At 62.6% G+C, this 25,642-nt stretch carries 16 protein-coding genes, 1 tRNA gene and 1 pseudogene; 10 read left to right on the top strand and 8 right to left on the bottom strand.

Translation table 11 applies throughout. The features are described from left to right. Nucleotides 1–283 precede the first annotated feature (283 nt). The 3 genes from proP to argA form a co-directional block, all read right to left on the bottom strand. The gene (gene proP / locus DK391_RS32700) at nucleotides 284–1,753 is read right to left on the bottom strand and encodes a glycine betaine/L-proline transporter ProP (RefSeq protein ID WP_109482145.1); all 1,470 of its coding nucleotides are present in this window, start codon (nucleotides 1,751–1,753) and stop codon (nucleotides 284–286) included. A gap of 726 nt (nucleotides 1,754–2,479) precedes the next feature. Then, nucleotides 2,480–2,755 (bottom strand): oxidative damage protection protein, encoded by a 276-nt coding sequence (locus DK391_RS32695; protein WP_109482144.1) that lies wholly within the window; start codon nucleotides 2,753–2,755, stop codon nucleotides 2,480–2,482. Nucleotides 2,756–2,807: 52 nt separating this feature from the next. Beyond that, entirely contained in the window at nucleotides 2,808–4,187 is a 1,380-nt protein-coding gene (argA, locus tag DK391_RS32690; RefSeq protein ID WP_109482143.1) for an amino-acid N-acetyltransferase, read from the bottom strand. Between the two features lie 23 nt (nucleotides 4,188–4,210). Between argA and hrpA the strand changes: the two genes are divergently transcribed. The 5 genes from hrpA (at nucleotide 4,211) to DK391_RS32665 (ending at nucleotide 12,817) form a co-directional block, all read left to right on the top strand. Continuing rightward, on the top strand, nucleotides 4,211–8,593 hold the full coding sequence (hrpA, locus tag DK391_RS32685; protein ID WP_109482142.1) for an ATP-dependent RNA helicase HrpA: 4,383 nt from the start codon (nucleotides 4,211–4,213) through the stop codon (nucleotides 8,591–8,593). Nucleotides 8,594–8,808: 215 nt separating this feature from the next. After that, nucleotides 8,809–9,822 (top strand): beta-propeller fold lactonase family protein, encoded by a 1,014-nt coding sequence (locus DK391_RS32680; RefSeq protein WP_109482141.1) that lies wholly within the window; start codon nucleotides 8,809–8,811, stop codon nucleotides 9,820–9,822. Between the two features lie 118 nt (nucleotides 9,823–9,940). Continuing rightward, nucleotides 9,941–10,948, top strand: coding sequence for a sterol desaturase family protein (locus tag DK391_RS32675; RefSeq protein ID WP_109482140.1), 1,008 nt, complete (start codon nucleotides 9,941–9,943; stop codon nucleotides 10,946–10,948). Between the two features lie 170 nt (nucleotides 10,949–11,118). Then, on the top strand, nucleotides 11,119–11,976 hold the full coding sequence (locus tag DK391_RS32670; protein WP_109482139.1) for an EI24 domain-containing protein: 858 nt from the start codon (nucleotides 11,119–11,121) through the stop codon (nucleotides 11,974–11,976). Between the two features lie 19 nt (nucleotides 11,977–11,995). Next, on the top strand, nucleotides 11,996–12,817 hold the full coding sequence (locus DK391_RS32665) for a molybdopterin-binding protein (RefSeq protein WP_109482138.1): 822 nt from the start codon (nucleotides 11,996–11,998) through the stop codon (nucleotides 12,815–12,817). A 176-nt stretch (nucleotides 12,818–12,993) separates the two neighbouring features. Here DK391_RS32665 and DK391_RS32660 read toward each other — a convergent pair whose 3' ends face one another. Next, nucleotides 12,994–13,458, bottom strand: coding sequence for a rhodanese-like domain-containing protein (locus tag DK391_RS32660; protein WP_109482137.1), 465 nt, complete (start codon nucleotides 13,456–13,458; stop codon nucleotides 12,994–12,996). Between the two features lie 456 nt (nucleotides 13,459–13,914). Between DK391_RS32660 and glnA the strand changes: the two genes are divergently transcribed. From glnA to ntrC, 3 genes and pseudogenes are all read left to right on the top strand, one after another. Further along, the gene (glnA, locus tag DK391_RS32655) at nucleotides 13,915–15,330 is read left to right on the top strand and encodes a type I glutamate--ammonia ligase (protein ID WP_109482136.1); all 1,416 of its coding nucleotides are present in this window, start codon (nucleotides 13,915–13,917) and stop codon (nucleotides 15,328–15,330) included. Nucleotides 15,331–15,607: 277 nt separating this feature from the next. Beyond that, a pseudogene (glnL, locus tag DK391_RS32650) lies at nucleotides 15,608–16,750 on the top strand (nitrogen regulation protein NR(II)). Between the two features lie 66 nt (nucleotides 16,751–16,816). Next, nucleotides 16,817–18,331 (top strand): nitrogen regulation protein NR(I), encoded by a 1,515-nt coding sequence (gene ntrC / locus DK391_RS32645; RefSeq protein ID WP_109482135.1) that lies wholly within the window; start codon nucleotides 16,817–16,819, stop codon nucleotides 18,329–18,331. A gap of 174 nt (nucleotides 18,332–18,505) precedes the next feature. Here ntrC and xth read toward each other — a convergent pair whose 3' ends face one another. The 3 genes from xth to DK391_RS32630 all read right to left on the bottom strand — a co-directional run bounded on the left by xth (nucleotide 18,506) and on the right by DK391_RS32630 (nucleotide 20,355). Continuing rightward, complete coding sequence (gene xth, locus DK391_RS32640) at nucleotides 18,506–19,282, bottom strand: exodeoxyribonuclease III (RefSeq protein WP_109482134.1); 777 nt, start codon at nucleotides 19,280–19,282, stop codon at nucleotides 18,506–18,508. 186 nt (nucleotides 19,283–19,468) lie between these two features. Further along, nucleotides 19,469–19,545, bottom strand: a tRNA-Met gene (locus DK391_RS32635). Between the two features lie 105 nt (nucleotides 19,546–19,650). Then, nucleotides 19,651–20,355 (bottom strand): aspartate/glutamate racemase family protein, encoded by a 705-nt coding sequence (locus DK391_RS32630; protein ID WP_109482133.1) that lies wholly within the window; start codon nucleotides 20,353–20,355, stop codon nucleotides 19,651–19,653. A 178-nt stretch (nucleotides 20,356–20,533) separates the two neighbouring features. Between DK391_RS32630 and DK391_RS32625 the strand changes: the two genes are divergently transcribed. Then, on the top strand, nucleotides 20,534–21,823 hold the full coding sequence (locus DK391_RS32625) for an amidohydrolase family protein (RefSeq protein WP_109482132.1): 1,290 nt from the start codon (nucleotides 20,534–20,536) through the stop codon (nucleotides 21,821–21,823). 55 nt (nucleotides 21,824–21,878) lie between these two features. On the opposite strand, the gene DK391_RS32620 is transcribed toward DK391_RS32625, so the two are convergent. After that, nucleotides 21,879–23,993: a M3 family metallopeptidase gene (locus tag DK391_RS32620; RefSeq protein ID WP_109482131.1), complete on the bottom strand. Its 2,115-nt coding sequence runs from the start codon at nucleotides 23,991–23,993 to the stop codon at nucleotides 21,879–21,881. Between the two features lie 430 nt (nucleotides 23,994–24,423). On the opposite strand from DK391_RS32620, the gene DK391_RS32615 reads away from it, so the two are divergent. Then, nucleotides 24,424–25,533 (top strand): acyltransferase, encoded by a 1,110-nt coding sequence (locus DK391_RS32615; RefSeq protein ID WP_109482130.1) that lies wholly within the window; start codon nucleotides 24,424–24,426, stop codon nucleotides 25,531–25,533. Nucleotides 25,534–25,642 lie beyond the last annotated feature (109 nt).

Below are 25,642 nucleotides of genomic sequence, written 5' to 3'. Positions count from 1 at the left end.
CATTGCAAATATCACACCGCGCTCTTCGGCGCTCAACTGTTCGTAGTTCTTTCCCATGCAACATATCCTAATCGGACCTGTTGCACTTGTATCTTGAAACCGCCCCTACTTTTCTTTGCCGCGGCAAAGAAAAGTAGGTGCCGCCCCGCACAGGGGCAACGCCTGAAGCACCACTAACAAAACGCGGACGCCAGCGAAAGCTCAACCACCGAATGCCAGAAAAAGAAAAAAATAGGCCAACCAACGCTGACCTATTTCAAAACATCGCGCGAACCAGGTTCGCTTAAGCCCGCGCCGTCACAGCATTAGCATAAGCCTCTTCAATTTCAGCCGCCTCACGCTCACCGCGCAGCACAGCATGCGCCTCAGCACGCGTCGCGACACAAGGCCCAGACCCGAGCAACGGCTTGCGCGCCGTCTCACGCAGCGCGAGCACCGAAACAATACCGATGACAGAAGCACCCATCAGGTAATACGCCGGCATCATCAGATTGCCCGTGCGTTCGACCAGCCACGCGGTAACCAGCGGCGTCGTACCGCCGAACAGCGACACCGACACGTTGAAGCCAATCGCCAGCGCGCCATAACGGATCCTGGTCGGAAACAGAGCCGGCAACGACGACGGCATCACGCCCGTGAACGTCGACAGCAGCGCGCCGAGAATCAGCAGCCCGCTGAACACGGGCAACACGGCCCCCGTGCGGATCAGCAGCAGCGCAGGAATCGACAGCACGAACAGACCCACGCAGCCCAGCATCATCACCGGCTTGCGGCCGATCTTGTCCGACAGGTGACCTGCGTAGATCGTCATCGGCATCATCAGCACCATCACGGCGAGCACGAGGAACAGACCGTGCGACTCGTTGAAGTGCAGCGTCGCCGACAGATAGCTCGGCAGATACGACAGCGCCATGTAGTCGGTCACGTTGAAGATCAGCACGAGGCCGACACCCTGCAGCAGGGGCTTCCACTGTTGCGCGAGCAATTCGGCGAACGACTGCTTCGGACGCGCCTTCTCGTCGGCTTCGCGCGCTTCGGCTTCCTTCTTGAACGCCGGCGTTTCTTCGAGCTTCATCCGGATATACAGGCCGACCAGACCCAGCGGCCCCGCGATGAAGAACGGCACACGCCAGCCCCACGACAGCAGCGCTTCCTGCGACAGCGACGCCGTCAGCACGGCAACCGTGCCGGCCCCGCGGATATAGCCGACCAGCGTGCCGAATTCGAGGAAGCTGCCCGCAAAGCCGCGGCGGCGATCCGTCGCAAACTCGGCGATGAAGGTCGCCGCGCCGCCATATTCGCCGCCCGTCGAAAAGCCCTGCACGAGACGCGCGACCAGCAGCAGCGCCGGCGCGAGAATGCCGATCGAGTTGTAGCTCGGAATCAGGCCGATCGCGAACGTGCCGATGGCCATCATGATCATCGTCATCGCGAGCACCCGCTGGCGGCCGATCTTGTCGCCGAGCGGACCGAACACCATGCCGCCGATCGGGCGCACAAGGAACGCGGCGGCAAACGTGCCGAACGTCGCGATCAGCTGCGCGGACGGGCTGCTCGACGGGAAGAACACTTTGCCGAGGGTCACGGCGATGTAGCTGTACACGCCGAAATCGAACCATTCCATCGCATTGCCGAGCGCCATGGCGCCGACGGCACGCTTGAGAAGGGAATTGTCGACGACGGTGATGTCGTCGAGAGTCAGGCTGTTGTCTTTGTTTTTATGTCGCCAGAAACCGTTGCTGGAAGCGGTCAAGGTGAATACTCCTATGACTGCGGCCGAACGCGGGGAGCGCTCCGCCACGGATTTGCTGGTAAGTGCAGTTTCGCGAGCGGTCAAGGCATCGGGCAGGTTGCCCGGCACGGACCGCGCAAAGGCGTACCGCGCAGACGTGCATCAGCACTTCGCGCAGAAAAAGTAACGCCCGTGCAGCGCGAAGGTCGTCGCGAAATTGCACTCGTTAGTTGCTGCTAAACGTTGGTACCCACGTGGCCTTGCAGGGGGGCAGATACCGGAGGACAGTCACGCACGGGGTGCGCTCATGCCGCTTGAAAAGGCTTGAAACGAAAAAGGCCGGCGAGGCGTCGCTCTGGATCGCGCCAGTTCATTGGCGCAATTTGCAACGGAACAACCGACAAGCCTTCTTGTATAAAAACAGTTCAATCCGACCCGGCGCGCATGGCGGCCATAGTGCGAACTAAACGCGAATGAAGGGTTAAAGCTGTCAGAACGATGAACATGATAGCACGATAAGCGAGGATCGTGCAATCCGCCCGTCCGGCGCGGGTCCGGCGGAGGCGCGCAATCCGTTGCCTGGCGGGGGATTGCGGGAATTCGGCGGGTGCTGAAAAAACCGCGTGGGATTAACGGTTTCGTTCAATTTGCCGCGGGCGGAGCGGGCTGCGCGCGGCAGCGATGGGCGAAAAAAATCCGCGCATGCAGCGCGGATTTTTTGGTGTTCGACGCGAAACGCGCAGGCGTTCAGCTTTCTGCCGGCGGCACGTAGCCCGTAGCCTGATCGGCGCCTTCGCCGAAGAAGAACTTTTCCGTCTGCTTCATCAGATACTGACGCGCACGCGGATCGGCCATGTTCAGGCGATTTTCGTTGATCAGCATGGTTTGCTGCTTGAGCCACTGTTGCCACGCTTCCTTCGAAATGCTCTCGTAGATCCGCTTGCCGAGTTCGCCCGGCAGCGGCGGGAAATCGAGACCTTCGGCTTCCTTGCCGAGCTTCGTGCATTGAACCATGCGAGTCATGCTGTGCTTCTCCTGTAATCGGTGGGGTATGGCGTGGCGCTATTGTGCGCGCTCAGAGCTGTTTCATCAGCACGAGCGACTTGCGCTGCCAGTTGTAGAGGCGGCGGCGGTCTTCCGGCAGATCGTCGACCGTGACCTTGACGAAGCCGCGCTTGAGGAACCAGTGTTCCGTGCGTGTGGTCAGCACGAAGATGCGCGTGAGGCCGCGCGCCCGTGCGCGCTGCTCGATGCGCTTCAGGAGGCGTTCACCGTCGCCTGTGCCCTGCGCTTCGGGCGAGACCGTCAGACACGCCATTTCGCCGATGCGCTCCTGCGGATACGGATAGAGCGCCGCGCAGCCGAACAGCACGCCATCGTGCTCGATCACCGAGAAATGGTCGATGTCACGCTCGATCTGGTGGCGGCCGCGCCGCACCAGCGTGCCGTCCATTTCAAGCGGCTCGATCAGCGAGAGAATGCCGCCGACGTCATCCGGCGTCGCTTCGCGCAGGCTTTCGAGGTTCTCGTACGAGATCATCGTGCCGACGCCATCGTGCAGGAACAGTTCCAGCAGCAGGCTGCCGTCGAGCGCGTACGGAATGATGTGCGAACGCGCCACGCCGCCGCGGCACGCACGAATGGAGTGCTTCAGATAGAAACCGGCGTCGCCCGTGACCGCGCCGCTTTCGTGCAGACGGTAGGCGTCATCCAGCGACAGTTCGCGCAGCAGCGCGCCTTCTTCGTCGAGCAGGCCTTCCGTTTCGGTGAGGAACACGATCTTGTCGGCACGCAGTGCAATCGAAGCCGCCGACGCGACATCTTCCATCGACAGATTGAAGGCTTCGCCCGTTGGCGAGAAGCCGAGCGGCGAGAGCAGCACGATCTTGCCGCTCGCGAGCGACTGGCGGATCGATTCGGCATCGATCTTGCGCACCACGCCCGTGTGCTGGAAATCGACGCCGTCGAGAATGCCGACAGGCCGCGCCGTCACGAAGTTGCCCGACACCACGCTGATGTGCGCGTGCGCCATTGGCGTGTTCGGCAAGCCCTGGCTGATCGCGGCCTCGATGTCGAGACGCACTTCGCCGGCCGCTTCTTTCGCGGATTCGAGCGCGCGCGCATTGGTGATGCGCATGCCGTGCGAAAACTCGGACTCGACGCCGTGCAGGCTCATCTGCTCTTCGACTTGCGGACGGGAGCCATGTACGAGCACGATCTGTATACCCATCGCCTGCAATAGCGCGATATCGGACACGTGCGCGTTGAGCAGCCCCTGATGCACGACCTCGCCGCCAAAGCCGACGACAAACGTCTGGTTTCGGAACGCGTGGATGTACGGCGCGACCGATCGCATCCAGTCGACGAATTGCGCGTGTTGCAACAGGGTTTCCGCGTCGCCGGATGGGGCCGGCGAGCTGGCGGGCGGGGGGACGAGGTCGGTTTGGGAATTCATGCCCCGGATTATAATGCGCCCCCATGTCGAATGTACCCAAAAGCTCCACGGGAGCCGATACGAAAAACACGGCCGATACGGCCGCGAAAGATGCTGCCAGGCCCGCGCCGCGCGGCGCTCGGGACACGTCGTCCGATGCGCGCGGCGATGCGGCGCGTCGTGACGTTTCCGTGAATGTTGCGAATGCGCCGCGTTCGGGAGCGCCTGCGCCCGGCGGCACGAAACAGCATGAGCGCGCGAGCACGCCCGAAGGCGGCCCGCGCGCGCCGCAAAAAGGTGCGCAACGAGGCGAGCAAAAAGGCGCGCAGCGCGAGCAGCAGGGCAAGCGCGGCCCGCAGCAGGCGAACCCGCAACGCAATCCGCAAGGCAAGCCGCCGGCCGGTAATCAGGCGGGCGGGGACGGGCAACGCAACGCGCCGCGCGAGCCCCGCGAGCCCCGCGAGCCGCGCAGACCCACGCGCGTCGTCGAGCCGAACCCCATTCCGCCCATCACGTTTCCTGAAGCGCTGCCTGTCTCGGGCCGTCGCGAGGAAATCGCGCGCGCGATTGCGAATAATCAGGTGGTGATCGTCAGCGGCGAAACGGGTTCGGGCAAGACCACGCAGCTGCCGAAAATCTGTCTCGCGCTCGGGCGCGGACTCGGCGCGGGCGGCAGCGGGCTGATCGGCCATACGCAGCCGCGCCGGATCGCAGCATCGGCGACGGGGCGGCGCATTGCCGAAGCCCTCGGCACGCCGTTCGGCGAAGTGGTCGGCTACAAGGTGCGGATCACCGACAATCTCGCGCCCGGCGCCTCCGTCAAGCTGATGACGGACGGCATCCTGCTCGCCGAAACGCAGACCGATCCGCTGCTGAAGGCCTACGACACGCTGATCATCGACGAAGCGCACGAGCGCAGCCTGAACATCGATTTTCTGCTCGGCTATCTGAAAGAGATTCTGGCGAAGCGGCCCGATCTGAAACTGATCGTGACGTCGGCGACCATCGATGCCGATCGTTTCGCGCGTCATTTCGGCAGCGACGAGAAGCCTGCGCCCGTGATCGAAGTGAGTGGGCGGTTGTACCCGGTCGAGGTCCGCTATCGGCCCGTCGCGGAAGATTCGCCCGCCGTGAAGTCGGCGGAAGGCAATACAGGACGCGACCGGCCGAAGAGTCAGCGCGAAACCGACCGCGACCTGATGGACGCGATCGTCGAAGCCGCCGACGAACTCTGCCGCGAAGGCCCCGGCGACGTGCTAGTGTTCCTGCCCGGCGAACGCGAAATCCGCGACGCGGCGGAAGCGCTGCGCAAGCATCATCCGCCGCACACGGAAATTCTGCCGCTGTTCGCACGGCTCTCGGCTGCCGAACAGGAGCGCGTGTTCCGCCCGTCGAATGCGCGGCGCATCGTGCTCGCGACCAACGTCGCGGAAACCTCGCTGACGGTGCCGGGCATCCGCTATGTGATCGATACGGGCCTCGCGCGCGTGAAGCGCTATTCGTACCGTAACAAGGTCGAGCAGTTGCAGGTCGAGTCGATTTCGCAGGCGGCGGCGAACCAGCGGGCAGGGCGGTGCGGCCGTGGCGCCGACGGCATCTGCATCCGGCTGTACGAAGAGACCGATTTCCAGGCGCGTCAGCGTTTAACGGACCCGGAAATCCTGCGTTCGTCGCTCGCGTCCGTCATTTTGCGGATGAAGTCGCTGCACCTGACGGCGATCGAAACCTTCCCGTTTATCGAGCCGCCGCCCGGCCGCGCGATCGCGGACGGCTATCAGTTGCTGAACGAACTCGGCGCCGTCGACGATGACAACGCGCTGACGCCGCTCGGCCGCGAACTCGCGCGCCTGCCGCTCGATCCGCGTGTTGGCCGGATGATTCTCGGCGCGCGCGATCAGCAGTCGCTGCGTGAAGTGCTGATCATCGCTAGCGCGCTGTCGGTGCAAGACCCGCGCGACCGGCCCATCGACGCGCAGGAGCAGGCCGATCAGGCGCACCGCAAGTTTGCCGACGAGCGCTCCGAGTTCCTGCAATGGCTGAAGATCTGGGCGTGGTTCGAAGAAGCCGTTGCGCACAAGAAGTCGAACAAACAGCTGACGGACGCCTGCAAGCAGAATTTCCTGTCGCATCTGCGGCTGCGCGAATGGCGCGACGTGCATTCGCAACTGTTGACGGTGGTGCGCGAGCACAACTGGCGCATCAATGAAAGCGAAGCGACCTTCGAGCAGATCCATCTCGCGCTGCTGACGGGCCTGCTCGGCAATATCGGTCTGAAGGCCGACGACGAGCCGTACTACCTCGGCGCGCGCAGCATCAAGTTCTATCTGTGGCCGGGCTCGGCGCTGGTGAAGAAGGCGGGCAAGTGGGTGATGGCCGCTGAACTCGTCGAGACGAGCCGGCTGTACGCGCGCTGCATCGCGAAGATCGAGCCGGAATGGGTCGAGCGCGTCGGCGCGCATCTGTTGAAGAAGTCGCTGTCCGAGCCGCATTGGGAAAAGCGCGCGGCGCAGGTGAGCGCGTTCGAGCGCGCGGTGCTGTACGGCTTGCCCGTGTATCACCGGCGACGTGTGAGCTTCGGCAAGCAGGATCCTGTGCGCGCGCGCGAGTTGTTCATTCGCGGCGCGCTGATGGAAGGCGAGTTCGACACGAAGCTCGCGTTTTTCGCGCACAACCGCAAGCTGCTCGCCGATATCGAGCAACTGGAGCACAAGTCGCGCCGTCAGGACGTGCTGGTCGACGACGAACTGATCTTCGCGTTCTACGACCAGACGATTCCGAACGGCATCCACACGGGCGCCGCGTTCGAGCGCTGGTATCGCGATGAAGTGAAGAAGAGCGGCCAGCAGGAAGACAAGCTGCGCCTGCTGTATCTGTCGCGTGACGATCTGATGCGTCACGAGGCGGCCGGCGTCACGACTGACCTGTTCCCGAAGCGCATGACGATGGCGGGCGTCGACATGACGCTGAGCTATCACTTCGAACCCGGCTCGCCGCGCGACGGGGTGACGCTTGCTGTGCCGTTGTACGCGCTGAATCAGGTGGATGCGCGGCGCGTCGAGTGGCTGGTGCCCGGCATGCTGAAGGAAAAGACGCAACTGCTGCTCAAGTCGCTGCCGCAAAAGCTGCGCCGTCACGTCGTGCCGTTGCCGGAATTCGCGGCGGGTTTCGTCGAACGGCATAGCGGACCGAAGTTCGGCGCGGGCGGTCTGCTCGACACCGTGATCGCCGATGTCCGCGAGCAGACGCAGATCGCGACGAAGCAGTCGGACTACAAGCTCGAAACGCTTGCGCCGCACCTGTTCATGAATTTCAAGGTGATCGACGAGCACGGGAGACAGCTCGCGATGGGCCGCAATCTCGCGCAACTGCGCGCGGAACTGGGCGGCCAGGCGCAGCAGCAGTTCCAGAAGATCGCATCGAGCGCGGCGGGCGCGGCGCTCGCGAATGCGGGTTCGACGGGCGGCGATGCTGCTGCGCGGCAGCCGTCAGCGGGTGCGAAGAGCAGTGTGCGCGGCGCTTCGCCTGCGCCGCATACGGCGAAGGCGACCGAGGGCGCCGCCGCGCCCGCCACCGCGCTATATGAAAACCTGACGACGTGGAATTTCGGCAAGCTGCCCGAACTCCTCGAAATCCGGCGCGGCGGGCAGACGCTGTTCGGCTATCCGGCGCTGGTCGATCGCGGCACGCATTGCGACGTCGAAGTGTTCGATTCGCCGGACGAGGCGGCGCGCATCCATCGGGCAGGCTTGCGGCGGCTGTTCGCGCTGCAATTGCGTGAGCCGATCAAGTACCTCGAAAAGAACCTGCCCGGCTTGCGCGAAATGGCGATGCAGTTCATGCCGCGCGGCACGCAGGAAGAACAGCGCGATCAGCTGATCGATACGGCACTCGACCGCGCCTGCCTGCAAGACCCATTGCCCGATGACGACGCGACCTTCCACGCGCGCAAGGACGAAGGCCGTAGCCGGCTGACCTTGCTCGCGCAGGAAATTGCCCGTCTTGCCGGGCAGATTCTGGGCGAGTATTCGGCGGTCGTTAAAAAGATGGCGCAGGCCAAGCCGTTTGCCGCAGCGTACGCCGATATAAACGGCCAGCTGGACGCGCTGATCGGCAAGCGCTTCGTCGTCGATACGCCGTATGCGCAACTGACGCACTTTCCGCGCTATCTGAAGGGTATCGCGTTGCGCATCGACAAGCTGAAAGCGGACCCGGCACGCGACGCCCGTCAGTTCGCCGAGCTTCAGCCGCTCGCACAGCATTACCAGCGCGCGCTCGCCCAGCGGGGCGGCGTGCCTGACGCGCGGCTCGCCGAGTTTCGCTGGCTGCTGGAGGAGTTGCGCGTGTCGCTGTTCGCGCAGGAATTGCGCACGCCGATGCCGGTTTCCGTCAAACGGCTCCACAAGGTCTGGGAGTCGATGCAGCGATAGCGGGTCCCGGCGCGTCGGTTTGGGACGCGCCCGGATTTGCGCGAGCGGAAATCGTTGAAACGGGTCGGCGGCGGAAATGGAAACGGACGGTGTTCCGGCCGTCCGATACGACCCCGCGACAGGGCGCCGCAAGCCGTTGATTTCTCCCGATCAAGGTCAACCGTTGCGTCACGCAAACGTTCTACAATGGCGGTTGTCCCCTGATGTGAGTCTTCATGCGCAAATTTTCCCTTTCCGGCTTGCCCAGTACGTTTGCAGCAGGCGCGGCGCTCGTCGCGGCAGCAAGCTTTTTCTCCACCGCCGTCTACGCCAATAACGTGATCGTGCTCAATTCCGGCGAAGCCACGCTGAGCCTGATCGACGAGACGACGCGCCAGGTGGTCGACACGGTGCCGACCGGCAAGGAGCCGCATCACCTGATGCCCACGCCGGACAATTCGTCGCTGATCGTCGCGAATTCGGTCTCGAACAACCTGATGTTCGTCGATCCGAAAACGGGCAAGCCGCAGCGCTGGGTCGAAGGCATCGAAGATCCGTACCAGATCGGTTTTTCGCCGGACCGCAAATGGCTCGGCACGACGGGCCTGCGGCTCGATCGTCTCGACATCTATCACTACGACGGCCACAACATGACGCTCGCGAGCCGTCTGCCGCTCGCCGTGATGCCGAGTCACATGGCGTTCACGAACGACAGCAAGACGGTGTTCGTCACGCTGCAGGTGTCGGGTGAACTCGCTGCCGTCGATCTCGCCACGCAAACCGTCAAGTGGAAGATGAAGGTCGGCAAGGTGCCGGCGGGCCTGTGGATGACGCCTGGCGACAAATATCTGCTGATCGGCATGACGGGCGCGGATTACGTGGCCGTGGTGGACTGGCGCAACCAGAAAATCGTCAAGACGATCATGACGGGCAAGGGCGCGCACAACTTCCGTTCGCTCGCGGACGGCAAGCATGTGGCCGTGTCGAACCGGGTGGCCAGCACCATCAGCATCATCGATGAAGACACGCTCACCAACGTCGGCGACATCACGGGACTGATGCCGGGACCGGACGACATGGAACTTTCCGCCGATAAACGCTATCTGTGGGTTACGTTCCGTTTCGCGAAGCACGTTGGCGTGATCGATCTGACAACGCACAAGCTCATTCAGACGATCGCTGTCGGCCGCTCGCCGCACGGCATCTATTTCTTCAACCGCGCGCCTGTCACTGCGCCGAACGGGGCCTGAAGCAGGCAACATGCGTGGTGCGCACAGCCGGCGCGCCACGCATCGAGCCCCGCATTGGGCCATTCAGTGCGCCATGAAGACGCGCAGTGAAGCAGAACCGCGATGCATATAGAGCACCATGTTCCACCTGATCGCTTCCAGTCTCGATAGTTTCATCTCGTCGATCCAGACGCTGCTGTACGTCGATGTCGTGCAGCCGCTGCTGTTCCGTTTCAACCTGATGGACTACGACGAAGACACCTACGACAGCCTCTATTGGGTGATCGTCGGTGTGCTGGAAGTGCTCGCGATGTACGCAGTACTGCGTCCGCTCGAAGCGCTGCGGCCCGTCGAGCAGTGGAAGGATCGCAAGGCCGTGCGCGTCGACGTGTTGTACACGTGGATCGCCAAGCTCGGCATTCTCAATCTGTTTTTCTTCTTCGCGCTGCAGCCATTCTTCGATTCGGTGCAAGGCTGGTTCCGTCTGCATGGCATCGCCAACATCGAACTCGACAATCTGTGGCCGGGCGTGACGACGCAGCCGTTCGTCACCTTCATCATGTATCTGCTGGTGCTCGATTTCGCGGGCTACTGGTATCACCGCGGCGAGCACAAGATCGGCGTGTGGTGGGAACTGCATGCCGTGCATCACAGCCAGCAGCAGATGTCGCTGTGGGCCGACGACCGCAACCATCTGCTCGACGATCTGCTGCAGGCGTGTTTCTTCGCGGTGATCGCGTTGTTCATCGGCGTGCCGCCTTCGCAGTTCGTGGTGCTCGTCGCGATCACGAATCTCGCGCAAAGCGTGCAGCACGCGAACATCCGTCTGTATTTCGGCTGGCTCGGCGAGCGCTTGCTGGTCAGTCCGACCTTCCATCGCCGCCATCATGCAATCGGTTACGGTCACGAAGGGCTCAAGTATGGCTGCAACTTCGGCGTGCTGTTTCCGTGGTGGGACATGCTGTTCGGCAGCGCGTCGTGGAGCCGCGAAATGGAGCCGACGGGCATTCGCGATCAACTCAGCGGCCGCCACTACGGCGAAGGGTTCTGGGCGCAGCATTGGCTCGCGTTCGTGCGCATCGCGCATCGCATCACCGGCAAGAACCAGCAGGGCGCGGCACAAGGGCTTCGCCAGCCAGGGCGTTAGCCGCCTGTTCCGCGCGCGCGTGACCTTCGGCTGTCACGCGCCTGCCGCGGCCATGTCTGCACTTCCAGCATCCAGCGTCCGCTGTCACTTTCGACGCTGACACCCGACGTGGTTTATCCTGTCCACGTTGCTTTCCTTTCCCTGCTTTTCCATCAAGTCATCGACTACGCATGAATGACCTCTTGCGCTCGTTCGGGCGCGCGCTTTCTTCCGTGCTTCATCCTCGCATGCTCTGGCTGACGTTTATGCCGTTCGCGGCGGCGACCATTGTCTGGGGTGTGGGGCTATGGTTTTCGTGGCAGACGCTGATCGGCGCCACGCGCAGCTGGCTCGAAAGCTGGCCGCTGACCACGACGCTCTACGGCCTGTTCGACTGGCTCGGGTTCTCGTCGCTGCATGCGGCGGTGGCGCCGTTCATCGTGATTGCCGTCGCGATTCCGCTGATCGTCGTCACGGTGCTGCTGCTGATCGCCACGCTGTCGATGCCCGCCGTGATCAAGTATCTGTCGAAGCGGCAATTTTCCGGGCTGGAAATGCGGCGCGGCGGCACGCTCGCGGGCAGCCTCGTGCATTCCATATGGACCACGCTGCTGTGTCTGCTGGTGCTGGTGATCACGTTGCCGCTCTGGCTGATTCCGCCGTTCTTCGCGCTGATCCCGCCGCTGCTGTGGGGCTGGCTCACGTATCGCGTGATGACTTACGACGCGCTGTCGCTGCACGCCACCGCCGACGAGCGGCGCGCGCTGGTGCGCCAGCATCGGTTGCCGTTGTTGCTGATCGGCGTGGCGAGCGGCTTGCTCGGCTCACTGCCGACGCTGATCTGGGCGTCGTCCGTCTGGCTGATCGTGCTGTTCCCTGTGATGACTGCCGTCACCATCTGGATCTATGCTTTTATCCTCGTGTTCACGGCGCTGTGGTTCGGCTACTACTGCCTGCGCGCGCTGCAGCGCATGCGCGCCGGCGAGCACGGCGGCAACGGTCATCACGGTCCCCACGGCGCGCGCGGCACCGCGCCTGTTTCCTACTGACGAGAGCCAAGAGGCTTCAATGGCATTTGGCGTCATCATCATCGGCGATGAAATCCTGTCGGGCAGACGGGTCGACAAGCATCTGCCGAAAGTCAGCCAGTTGCTGAGCGCGCGCGGCCTGTCGCTGTCGTGGGCCGAATACATCGGCGACGATCCCGAGCGCATCACGGCCACCTTGCGCCGCACATTCGCGTCGGGCGACATCGTGTTTTCCACGGGCGGCATCGGCGCGACCCCGGACGATCACACCCGCCAGTGCGCGGCCGCCGCGCTTGCCGTGCCGCTCGAACTGCATCCCGAAGCAAAGGTGCTGATCCAGGAGCGTATCCGCGAGATGCATCCCGCCAGCTCACCCGCGCCCGTCGATTTCAACTCGCCGGAAAACCTGCATCGTCTGAACATGGGCACGTATCCGCGCGGCGCGTCGATCATTCCGAACGGCTACAACAAGATTCCTGGTTTCTCTTTCGGCGATCATCATTTTGTGCCGGGCTTCCCCGTGATGGCCTGGCCAATGATCGAATGGGTGCTGGATACGAAGTACCAGCATCTGCATCATTCGACGCCGCATGCCGAGAAGTCGCTGCTCGTGTTCGAGTTGCCTGAATCGACGCTGACGCCGCTGATGGAAAAGATCGAGCATGACTTTCCGGGCGTGCGGGTGTTCAGTCTGCCGAGCGTCGGCGATGCGGAGCGCGGCGGCATTTATGCACGCCGTCATATCGATCTCGGCGTGAAGGGCGAGCCGGAGGCTGTGGCGGCGGCGTTCGTGAAGCTGCGCGAAGGCGTGCATCTGCTGGGCGGCGATATCGTCGAGCCGGACGCGCAGCCGCGCGCCTGAGCGACGCGAAGCCTGAACGGGACGTGCAACGCGTCCCGTGCCGGACAGCATCATCCGGATGTCACATCGCACGCGGACCATGCAGAGAGAAAGCGGCGCACGGTGATTACCGCGCGCCGTCTATTTGAGAAGAAGCCGCCGCGTTTCTTATGCAGCGTGATGCGCGTACAGACCGCTCAAGCGCCGATCCACGGCAGTCCACGGAAACACCAGCCCGACACCGTCTTCCGATGCCCCTGGCCATCCTTGTCGCCTTCAAAGCCTTCCAGCAGATCCAGCGCCTTCGTGAAGCCGGCCTGCGCTGCGGCGACGGCTGCCAGCTTCGAGCGCGCGGCGCTGCGGCACAGCAGCAGCACGGGCGTATCGGGCGTAGCGACCTGGCGGAGCTGATCGAGGAATTCGGTGTTCGGCACGCCACCCGGATAGCGCGTCCATTCGACATGCGCGTACTGCCCATCGCCGACGACAGGGCGGCCGACCCAATCCAGCTCGGCGCGCGTGCGCACATCGACGAGACGGGCGCGCGGGTCCAGTTGCAGAAGCTCGAATGCCTCGGCAGGCGTGACGGCGCCCGCGTACGGAAGCTGGTTGTCGACGCGGCGCTTGTCAGCCTGGCTGTACAACTGTTCGAGCGTACTCATGACAGCAAATCTCCTTGGGGCCAAAAAATCATTCTAGCAAGCTGTCGAATTGGCGAGTGCCGGACACGCGCACGCCGCGGCAAAATCCGGTGTGCAGCACGTATGCTCGCCAATGGTGCAGAATGCGCGAGATGCACCATAATGGAGTGTTAAGCAGTCACAGATTATCGAGATGCACGTTCATGGTGCATTCAATTGTCGCGGCGCGGAAAGATTCCCGTAAACGGTGTCTGACGATTCCCCGCGAAGGCGCGTCTCCATTGGGGCTGCAACGCGGTGGCGCACGCGGAACTACAACATGGCACGGAAGCTGCTTTATTGGTGCCGATCGACATGGCCCGATGCCAGCATCACATTTCCCCGCCTGTCAGCAGTGGAGGGGTGGACGCATCGAGGCTGGTCAGCTAGATTGGGCGGCGGCTGAACCCGCCGAATTCGTTAATCAGGAGATAGGTTATGAGTAAATCCGTGGCCGACGTCATGCAGCTCGTCAAGGACGAGGACGTCAAGTTTGTCGACTTCCGTTTCACCGACACGCGTGGCAAAGAACAACACGTTTCGGTGCCGGTGTCGGCATTCGACGAAGACAAGTTTGAAAGCGGCCATGCGTTTGACGGTTCTTCGATTGCAGGCTGGAAGGGCATCGAAGCGTCGGACATGCTGCTCGTGCCGGATTCCGACACGGCCTTCATCGACCCGTTCTACGAAGAATCGACCCTGGTGCTGACCTGTGACGTCGTCGAACCGGCTGACGGCAAGGGCTACGAGCGCGACCCGCGCTCGCTGGCAAAGCGCGCTGAAGCGTACCTGAAGAGCACGGGTCTCGGCGACACGGCCTTCTTCGGTCCGGAACCCGAATTCTTCATTTTCGACTCGGTCCAGTGGGCTGCCGACCAGTCGGGCTGCTTCGTCAAGATCGGTTCGGAAGAAGCACCGTGGTCGTCGGGCAAGGAATTCGAAGGTGGCAACACGGGTCACCGTCCGGGCACGAAGGGCGGCTACTTCCCGGTCGCTCCCGTGGACACGTTCCAGGACATTCGTTCGGAAATGTGTCTGCTGCTCGAACAGATCGGCATCCCCGTCGAAGTGCACCACCACGAAGTCGCTGGTCAAGGCCAGAACGAAATCGGCACGAAGTTCTCGACGCTGGTTCAACGCGCTGACTGGACGCAACAGCTGAAGTACATCGTGCACAACGTCGCGCACACGTACGGCAAGACGGCGACGTTCATGCCGAAGCCTGTCGTCGGCGACAACGGTTCGGGCATGCACGTTCACCAGTCGATCTGGAAGGACGGCCAGAACATGTTCGCAGGCAACGGCTACGCTGGCCTGTCGGAATTCGCGCTGTTCTACATCGGCGGCATCATCAAGCACGCTCGCGCGCTGAACGCGATCACGAACCCGGGTACGAACTCGTACAAGCGTCTCGTGCCGCACTTCGAAGCACCCGTGAAGCTGGCTTACTCGGCACGTAACCGTTCGGCATCGATCCGTATTCCGCACGTTGCGAACCCGAAGGGCCGCCGTATCGAAACGCGCTTCCCGGATCCGCTCGCGAACCCGTACCTGTGCTTCTCGGCACTGATGATGGCAGGTCTGGACGGCGTGCAGAACAAGATCCATCCGGGCGAAGCGGCTGACAAGAACCTGTACGACCTGCCGCCGGAAGAGGATGCAAAGATCCCGACCGTGTGTGCCGGCCTCGACCAGGCGCTGGAAGCACTCGACGCAGACCGTGAGTTCCTGACGCGCGGTGGCGTGTTCACGGACGGCATGATCGACGCTTACCTCGAACTGAAGGAAGGCGAGCTGCAACGCGTGCGTATGACGACGCACCCGGTCGAGTTCGAACTGTACTACTCGCTGTAATCGCTGGACGTGGCGCTGCGCCTCGTTCGCGACCTGCGAGCGAAGCGTGCGCCCCGACGCTGCGATCGGCCACAAAGGGACGGCAGCGCCGTCCCTTTTTCGTTGGATCGAAAGTGGTGACGTTTTTGTTGCAGATGGCTGTTGCAGAGTGTTGTCAGATCGAACCGCGTGCTGAGTCGCATAAAAAGCAGCACGCTTCACCATCTCCTGTCGACCGGAGTGAACGTCACGACGATCGCTTTGGTCCCATAGAAGGCTATCGAGACCCGGCTGCAAGATGGTATTGAAGAACCTGATCAAAGCCAGAAAAGGGCACACCGACGCCTTGTCGGATGATGCGCCACTCGTCGATTCCGGTTTGTTGCCCGGCTTCGAGGCGCTGCCCACTGTTGTGCTCGTGCTCGACAAACGGACGCTGCGTGTCGCGTTCGCGAATCCGTCGGCCGAGTCGATGCTCGAAATGTCGCGCCGCCAGTTGACGCAAATGGCATGGCCCGACATCTTCACGAATGGCGAAGAACTGACGGCGACCATCGCCGCCATCGCCGCCCACCGTTTTCATGCGACCCATCTCGATGCCGTGCTCGAACGTCCCGGCCATGAGCCGCTGCACGTGCATGCGATCGTCGGCTATCTGGAGAGTGCGCAGGACTATGTGCTGCTCGAGCTGTTCGAGAACGAGCGCCATCTGAGATCGGATCGCGAAGAGCGCATTCACGACCTGACGGCCGTGAACAAGCAGCTGATCCGCAATCTCGCGCATGAGATCAAGAATCCGCTCGGCGGGATTCGCGGCGCGGCCCAGTTGCTCGAGTTCGAACTGGGTGCGCGCGAACGCGACGAACTGCGCGAGTACACGCAGGTCGTCATCAAGGAATCGGACCGGCTGCAGACGCTGGTCGATCGCCTGCTCGAACCGCATCGTCATCCGCATATCGTCGGCGACGTGAATATCCACGAAGTGTGAGAGCGCGTGCGTGCCGTGATCCTCGCGGAGTTTCCGCGCGGTCTCACGATCGAGCGCGACTACGACGTGAGCGTGCCTGATCTGCGTGGCGACAAGGAGCAACTGATCCAGGCGCTGCTGAACATCGTGCGCAATGCCGCCGAAGCGCTGCGCGAACGCATCCAGCAGGGCGATGCGCGCATCGAATTGCGCACCCGCGTCGCGCGCAAGATCACGATCGCGAAACGGCTGTGCAAGCTGGCACTGGACTTGCATATCGTCGATAACGGACCCGGCATTCCCGAAGACATACGCGACCGCATCTTCTATCCGCTCGTATCGGGCCGCGAAGACGGTAGCGGTCTTGGCCTGACGCTCGCGCAGACTTTCGTGCAACAACACGAAGGGACGATCGAAGTGGAAAGCCGTCCGGGTCATACCGAGTTTCAGATTCTCTTGCCGCTGAGTTGTTGAGACTCGACTGCTGAGACTCGATTGCTGCTGACACCACACGCATTACAAGACTTCTGACGGACCTATATGAAGCCGATCTGGATAGTAGACGACGATCAATCGATCCGTTGGGTGCTCGAAAAAGCACTCGCACGGGAGAACTTCGCGACGCGCAGTTTCGCCAACGTACGCGAAGCCGCGGGCGCATTGGAACACGACAGCCCGCAAGTGCTCGTCTCCGATATCAGGATGCCAGGCGGCTCCGGGCTGGAACTGCTGCAGACCGTGCGCGACCGCGTGCCCGGCTTGCCCGTCATCATCATGACGGCGTTCTCCGATCTCGATAGCGCCGTGGCCGCGTTTCAGGGCGGTGCATTCGAATACCTCGCCAAGCCCTTCGATGTCGATAAAGCGGTCGAACTGATTCGACGCGCCGTCGATGAAAGCGTACGCGGCGAGCATACGTGGGATGACCGCGTGGCCGAAGCCCCCGAGATGCTTGGCCAGGCGCCCGCGATGCAGGACATGTTCCGCGCGATCGGCCGGCTGTCGCATTCGGCGGCGACCGTGCTCATTACAGGCGAATCAGGCACCGGTAAGGAACTTGTCGCGCGCGCCTTGCACCGACATAGCCCACGCGCGAACGGTCCATTCATCGCACTGAACACGGCGGCGATTCCGAAAGATCTGCTGGAATCCGAACTGTTTGGTCACGAGCGTGGTGCGTTCACGGGCGCGCAGGCGATGCGCCAGGGCCGCTTCGAACAGGCTGAGAACGGCACGCTGTTTCTCGATGAAATCGGCGATATGCCGTTCGATTTGCAGACGCGTCTGTTGCGTGTGTTGTCGGATGGTCAGTTCTATCGTGTCGGCGGACATAACCCGTTGCGTGCGAATGTGCGCGTGATCGCGGCGACACACCAGAACCTCGAATCGCGCGTGCGCCAAGGGCTGTTCCGCGAGGACTTGTATCACCGGCTGAATGTGATCCGCTTGCGTCTGCCCGCGTTGCGTGAGCGCAGCGAAGATATTCCGCTGCTCACGCGTCACTTCCTGCAAAAGAGTGCACGGGATCTCGGTGTCGAGCCGAAGCGCGTGTCGGATGAGGCGCTGGCGTATCTGACGTCGCTGCCGTTTCCTGGCAATGTGCGTCAGCTTGAGAATCTCGCTAACTGGCTCACCGTGATGGCGCCCGCGCAGACCATCGAGATCAAGGACTTGCCGCCCGATCTCGTGTCGACGCAGCAGGCCGGGGCGGAGTATGCGACAGCTTCGGCGTCGGCATCGATGGAAGGTGCCGTAGGCAACGGCGGTGCGACGAACGGCGTGGCGCCCGCGATGGGTGTGCCTGTTGCGGCGGGCGGTGTGGCAATTCCGTCACCCGTTGCCGCATGGGAAAGCGGCTTGCGCACGGAAGTTGCGAAGCTATTGCGCGAGAACGCCGCCGATGTGATGGATGAACTGTCGCGCCGGTTCGAAGCAGCTGTGATTCGCGAAGCACTCGACTTCACGCGCGGACGCAAGGTCGAAGCGGCCGAGCGGCTCGGCATCGGGCGCAATACGATCATGCGCAAGATTCAGGAGTTGAATCTCGAACCGTGAGTCATATGCGTGTGCTTTTTCGGGCGCTGCGTTATTGATCGCTGCAAAATGAAAACGGCTCGACGGCGCGCTGCGCCGTCGAGCCTTTTTTATGGTCGCGAGCCGGTGTGTGCGCGATGGAGTGCGAGCGAGACCCCGATCGCGCGCCGCGACGACAGCGTGCGATACAGCGCGTTACTCAGTCAACGCAACGACAGGTGCGTGATCTGAAGGTTGATCCCACTTGCGCGGCGTCTTGTCGACGTCGCAATGCGTGCAGCTTGCGGCGAGCGGCTTCGACAGCAGGATGTGATCGATGCGCAAACCCGCGTTACGGCGGAACGCGAGCATGCGGTAATCCCACCACGTGAAGGTCTTCTCCGGTTGCTCGAAGAGCCGGAACGAATCGACGAGACCCAGTTCGATCAACTGGTTGAAGTGAGCGCGCTCTTCCGGCGACACGAGGTTTTGTCCTTCCCACGCCTTCGGATCATGCACGTCGCGGTCTTCGGGCGCAATGTTGTAATCGCCGAGCAGCGCGAGCCTAGGATGTTGCGCGAGCTCGCTCCTGATCCAGCTTTGCAGCGCGTCGAGCCAGCGCAGTTTGTATTCGAACTTCTCGGTGCCGGGCGCCTGACCGTTCGGGAAATACGCCGAGATCACCCGCACGCCTTCGATCGTCGCCGAGATCACCCGCTGTTGCGGATCTTCGAAACCGGGGATGTTGCGCACGATGCTGGCTTCATCGACGTTCATGCCGTCGCGTACCAGAATGCCGACGCCGTTATACGTTTTCTGCCCGGCGAACCAGCTGCGATTTCCCTTTGCTTCGAGTTCGGCGCGCGGAAATTTTTCGTCGGGCAGTTTCAGTTCCTGAAGGCACAGCACGTCGGTCTGGCTCAGTTCGAGCCAGTCGATCACATGCTGCTGACGGACCTTCAGGGAGTTCACGTTCCACGTGGCTAATTTCATCGCTCGTTCTCGTTGTTTCAGGTGCTGGATGGAATCTTACCGCGATCGGGCGGCCGCGCTCAGTCTGGCAACAGGCATAGGCCAAAAACACAAAAGCCCGCAACGCTTGGGGCGATGCGGGCTTGAATGTATCAACCACTTGTACTGCGCAGGCCGTGTGGAGCAGGACACGATGCCTTTGAAACTTGGTTGCGGGGACAGGATTTGAACCTGTGACCTTCGGGTTATGAGCCCGACGAGCTGCCAGACTGCTCCACCCCGCGTCAGAAGAAGGCGAATTGTACGGACACCTTCGCCACACGTCAAACATTTACGCGAATTTTTTTCATGTTCTTTTGTTAGCGATGCCGAGGCACGTCTTGCAGCCCTCAGGAGCGGTCCATATCGATCGCCCAATCGACCGCTTTCTGCACATGCAAGGCCGTCGTATCGAACACGGGCAGGGCGGAGTGCTCCTGTTTGATCAGCAGCGGGATCTCCGTGCAGCCGAGAATGACAGCTTGCGCACCGCGCGTTTTCAGGTCTTCGATCACGCTTTGATAGAGCGCTCGCGATTGCGCGTCGACGATGCCATGACACAGTTCGTCGTAAATGATCCGATGCACCTGCGCGCGGCCTTCGTCATCGGGGATCAGCGTGTCGAGGCCGAAGCGCTCGTGCAGGCGTCCCGCGTAGAAGGTCTGCTCCATCGTATAACGTGTGCCCAGCAGGCCGACACGCTCGATGCCCGCCGCGCGCAATGCCTCGCCCGTCGGATCGGCGATATGGAGGAAAGGCACGTCGATGGCCGCTTCGATGGCTTCGTGCACGAGGTGCATCGTGTTGGTCGCGAGCAGCACGAGGTCGGCGCCGCCGCGCTCCAGTTGCCGCGCGGCCTCTGCCATCTGCACGCCGAGCGCGTGCCAGTCGCCGGCGCGCTGGTTCGCCTCGACTTGCGCGAAGTCGACCGTCACCATCAGGCTGCGTGCGTTGTGATGGCCGCCCAGACGCGCCTTGGCGTTGAGGTTCAGCAGCCGGTAATACTCGGCGGACGATTCCCAGCTCATGCCGCCGATCACGCCTATCGTCTTCATCTCACGTTCCTGTCCATACCTGTTGTTCGCGTCGAGTATAGGCCGCGCGACGGCTCGCGCAGCAGTACGGATAGCATGCGGCCGACCGGTACGGCATGGTCTTTTGTCCTATGCCTTCAGGATGCTCCCCATGTGTTTCTTCCGCCGATAGAATCGTAGTCATGCAAAGGAGCCGCCCATGGATCTGATCATCCGCAATGCCGTGTTACCGCGTAGTGCCCCGAAGCAGCCTGGTCCAGTCGATATCGGCATGGAAGCCGGACGCATCGTTGCCGTCGAGCCGAAGCTGGCCGCCAGCGCGCGCGAAGAGATCGACGTGCAGGGTGCGCTCGTCACGCCACCTTTCGTCGACGCGCATTTTCATATGGACGCGACGCTGTCCTACGGCTTGCCGCGCGTGAACGCGTCGGGCACCTTGCTCGAAGGCATTGCATTGTGGGGCGAGCTGAAGCCGCATCTGACCCAGGAAGCGCTAGTGGAGCGCGCGTTGCAGTATTGCGACTGGGCGGTGGCGCGCGGGCTGCTTGCCATTCGCACGCACGTCGATGTGTGCGACGAACGCCTGCTCGCTGTCGAAGCGCTGCTCGAAGTGAAGCGCCGCGTTGCGCCTTATATGGACCTGCAACTGGTCGCGTTTCCGCAGGACGGCGTGTTGCGCAGCGCGGGCGCATTCGAGAATCTCAAGCGCGCGATTGCGATGGGCGTCGATGTGGTCGGCGGCATTCCTCACTTCGAGCGGACCATGGCAGACGGTGCAGAGTCCGTGCGTCTGCTTTGTGAGTTTGCGGCGGAGAAGGGCTTGCGCGTCGACATGCATTGCGACGAATCGGACGATCCGATGTCCCGTCACATCGAAACGCTCGCGGCGCAGACGCATCGGCTCGGGCTGCATGGGCGCGTGACGGGTTCGCATCTGACGTCGATGCATTCGATGGATAACTATTACGTCAGCAAGCTGCTGCCCTTGATGCGCGAATCGGGCGTGGCGGCCATTGCGAATCCGCTGATCAACATCACGCTGCAAGGGCGCTCGGATACCTATCCGAAGCGGCGAGGCATGACGCGCGTGCCGGAGATGCTCGCGGCAGGCATCAACGTCGCGTTCGGGTACGACTGCGTGATGGACCCGTGGTATAGCCTCGGGTCGGGCGACATGCTGGAAGTCGCGCATATGGGCTTGCACGTCGCACAGATGACGGGCATCGACGCGATGCATGCGTGCTTCGACGCGGTTACCGCGAATGCCGCCCGGATTCTCGGGCTAGAAGGTTACGGCATCGAAGCGGGATGTGAAGCGAATCTCGTTGTGCTCGATGCGCGCGATGCCGTTGAAGCGATTCGATTGCGGGCGGGGCGGCTGGTGGTGGGGAGCCGCGGTAAGGTGGTAAGCCGTTCGCCCGCCGCGCGCGCGAGTCTGTCACTGGAAGGCAGGCCTACGGAAGTCGATTTCAAGCTGCATCGCAGTTGAGGCGATGCGAGCGCGAGTGCCACCTCATACCCTCGCGCTCTGCGGCATCAATACTTCAATGCGCCGCGCCCGGCACAGCGTCAGGTGCCATCCCGTTGTGCCGCAACAGCGCATCGATATTCGGCTCACGGCCACGGAACGCCTTGAACGATTCCATCGCAGGCCGGCTGCCGCCCACTTCGAGAATCTCCTTGCGATACCGCGTGCCAGTCGCTGCATCGAGCACACTGCCCGTGCCCGCTTGCGCAGCCTCTTCGAACGCAGCATAAGCATCGGCGGACAGCACTTCCGCCCACTTGTAGCTGTAGTAACCCGCCGCGTAGCCACCAGCAAAGATATGGCTAAACGTGTTCGGCCACCGCGAGAACGACGCCTGCGGAATCACGTGGAAGCGCTCGTTGATCTCCCGCGCCAGGTCATTCGCGCTCTTCGCGCCGGACGTTTCGAAGTCGACGTGCAGCTTCATGTCGAACATCGAGAACACGATTTGCCGCAAGGTGCCCAGACCGCTCTGGAAGTTCTTCGCAGCGAGCATCTTGTCGAACAGATCGCGCGGCAGCGGCTTCGCCGTATCGACATGTGACGTCATGTCGCTCAGCACGTCCCACTCCCAGCAGAAGTTCTCCATGAACTGCGACGGCAACTCGACAGCATCCCACTCGACGCCGTTGATGCCCGACACGCCCAGTTCATCGACACGCGTGAGCATGTGATGCAGGCCGTGACCGAACTCGTGGAACAGCGTGATCACTTCATCATGCGTGAAGCAGGCCGGCTTGCCGCCGATGGGCGCCGAGAAGTTGCACGTCAGATACGCGACAGGCGTCTGCACTGCGCCATTGACGGGCTTGCGGCGTGAGCGCGCATCGTCCATCCATGCGCCGCCGCGCTTGCCTTCGCGTGCGTACAGGTCGAGATAGAACTGCGCCACGAGGCCGCCGTCCTGGTTCTCGACGCGGAAAAAGCGCACGTCGGGATGCCACGTCGCCGCTTCGTCGCGGCGGATCTTCACGCCGAACAGCGTCTCCGTGACCTTGAACAGACCCTTGAGCACGGCGTCTTCCGGGAAATACTGCTTCACTTCGTTCTCGGAGAACGAATAGCGTTTCTGACGCAGACGCTCGGCAGCAAAGGCCACGTCCCACGGCTGCATGTCGCTCATGCCGAGTTCGCTCGCGGCGAACTCGCGCAGCTCCTTCCAGTCGTGCTCCGCGTGCGGACGCGCGCGCGTCGCGAGGTCTTCGAGGAACGCCATCACCTGCGCCGGCGATTCGGCCATCTTCGGTGCCAGCGACACTTCGGCGAAATTCCTGAAGCCAAGCATGTGCGCTTCTTCTTCACGCAGCTTGAGCGCCTCGGCGACGATTGTCGTGTTGTCCCAATCGGGATTGCCCTTGCCGTACTGCGGCCCGAGTTCCGACGCGCGCGTTACGTACGCGCGATACATCGTTTCGCGCATCGCGCGGTTTTCCGAGTACTGCATGACCGGGAAATAAGACGGGAAGTGCAGCGTGAACTTCCAGCCGCTCTTGCCTTCGCGCTCGGCGGCTTCGCGTGCGGCTTCGATCGTGTCGTCGGGCAGGCCCGTCAGTTCATCCTTGCTTTCGGCGATGTACGCGTAAGCGTTGGTCGCATCGAGCACGTGATCCGAAAACGATTTCGACAGCGCGGCCTGCTGTTCCTGCAATTCGGCGAAACGCGGCTTCTGCGCTTCGGGCAGTTCGGCGCCCGACAGTCTGAAATCGCGCAGCGAGTTGTTCAGGATTTTCTTACGTTCGCCCGTCAGCGACGCGAAATCCTCGCCGGCGGCAATTGCCTTGTATTTCTCGTACAGCGCGAGGTTCTGGCCGACGCTCGACCAGAACTCGGTCACGCGCGGCAGGTTCTCACCGTACACGGCGCGCAGTTCGGGCGTATCGGCGACAGCGTTCAGATGGCCGATCACGCCCCAGGCGCGCGACAGCGGCTCGGTGGCGCGTTCGACGGGGTCGACCACGTCGGTCCACGACGCCGGCGTCGACGGCTCGCTTGCCCGTGCAACGGCCGCGCTCGCATTGGCGAGCAGCACATCGAGGGCAGGGGGGACGTGTTCGGGGCGGATCTCGCCAAAGCGCGGCAGATCGGAGAAATCGAGGAGCGGGTTGTCGGATGTCGATTGAGATGTGGACATGATGCTTCCTGTCTGACGCGGTAAATGAACACCCGGATGACGCGCATCCGGGCCTGAAACCTGAGCGGCGCGCACATGACCCGCGGCGCTTGCACGCGGGCCATCCGACGCCTTGCACCGTGCATATTGGGGCGCCATTCGCCGTTTCCAATGGGGCACAGCGGACAACTTCAGAGATCAGCCGATATCGGCCAGTCTCCCGTCAGTTCCAGCACAAATTATCAGAACTGCCGCCCGCGCGCAGCCATAACGGGTTCAGACGTATTTGTACCAGAACGGGAGAGTGGGCAAGCGCACGGTCGCGCCGCGCCGTCTCGCGCATTGTTGAATCGTCCGTGCGTCGCCGCGACGCGCGGCTTTTTTGTCCTCGTGTGGCCTGCGCGTTTGCGTTCGAACGCGTGACTGGCCGCCTGCAACGGGTAGCTTCGCAATGACTCCGCATCCACCGACACTCTCGCAATCGCTTGGCCGTGAGGCGAACAACTTCGATCTCGTACGCCTGTTTGCCGCGTGCGCCATCGTCTGCAGCGCGACGGACGTGATCCGCCCAACGGGTAGCGGTGCCGCTATCGCAACCGGGTCCGGGTTCGATAGCGCAGGCAGTCTTGGCGTGTATGCGTTCTTTCTGATGAGCGGCTTGCTGCTGAGCGCGAGCTTCGAGCGGCAGCGGTCGGCGCCGCGTTTCGTCGCACTGCGGCTCGCGCGCTGCCTGCCCGCGCTGCTCGGTGCGACGTTGGTCGCCTGGTTTGTGGCCGGACCGATCCTGACGCCGCTCTCGTTGCACGATTATTTCGCGGCGCTCCCGGCCAAGCGCGGCTGGTTGCTGCCGGGCAATATCGTTACACCGCTGTGGACGCTGGCGTCGCTCATGCTGTGCGCGCTGCTCGTGCTGATCGCAGGCATGTTCGGTTTGCTGTCGACGCGCCGGCGACTCACGATCACCGTACTGATCGCGCTCGCTGCATGCTCGATGCGCACAGGTGTGCCCGAACTGCCATCCGGCTGGCGCGTCGTCGCGGACAACGCCGGCTTTTTTGCGGTTTCACCAGAGCTGTTCTTTCTTCTCGGCATGCTGGCGTACGGATGGCGCGAACGCATCAGCATGGGAGCACTCGTCGCGTGCGGATTGTTGCTGGTGTTTCTCGTGTTTCGCGATACAGCCGGCGCGCAGATGCTGTTTTATATCGCGTTCGTCTACGGTTTGCTGTGGGTGAGCGTGACGCCGATGCTGCATCGCTGGAGGCCACGTCATGACTATTCATACGCGATCTGCCTGTACGGCTTCGTGGTGCAGCAGTGCGTGGCAGCGCGCCTGCCGGGCATCTCGCCGATGCTCGCGCTCGTCGTCGGCGCGCCGTTCATTCTTGCGCTGGCGGCGTTGTCGTCGCGCTGGATCGAGCGTCCTGTGATGAACTGGTGTCGCGAGCGAATCGGCCGCAACGAAGCGCATCAGCTCGAGCGCAGAAAGACGCGGGACAGGCCGTACGAACGCGCGCCGATGAGTGCGGCCGACCTCGCTGTGCGCTGGCCGCCGTTGTGAAGATTGGATGCGTATCGGGTCCGCGATCATGCTGCGGAAGCGGCGCGCCCGGACGCGCATGCTAATCCGGGCGGCACATTGAAAAGCAAGGGCTTTGGCGCGCGGCCGG

Source organism: Paraburkholderia sp. C35, from assembly GCF_003121405.1.
GTDB lineage: Bacteria > Pseudomonadota > Gammaproteobacteria > Burkholderiales > Burkholderiaceae > Paraburkholderia.
The sequence above is the reverse complement of the archived record's forward strand: the minus strand, read 5'-3'. Positions and strand labels throughout refer to the sequence as shown.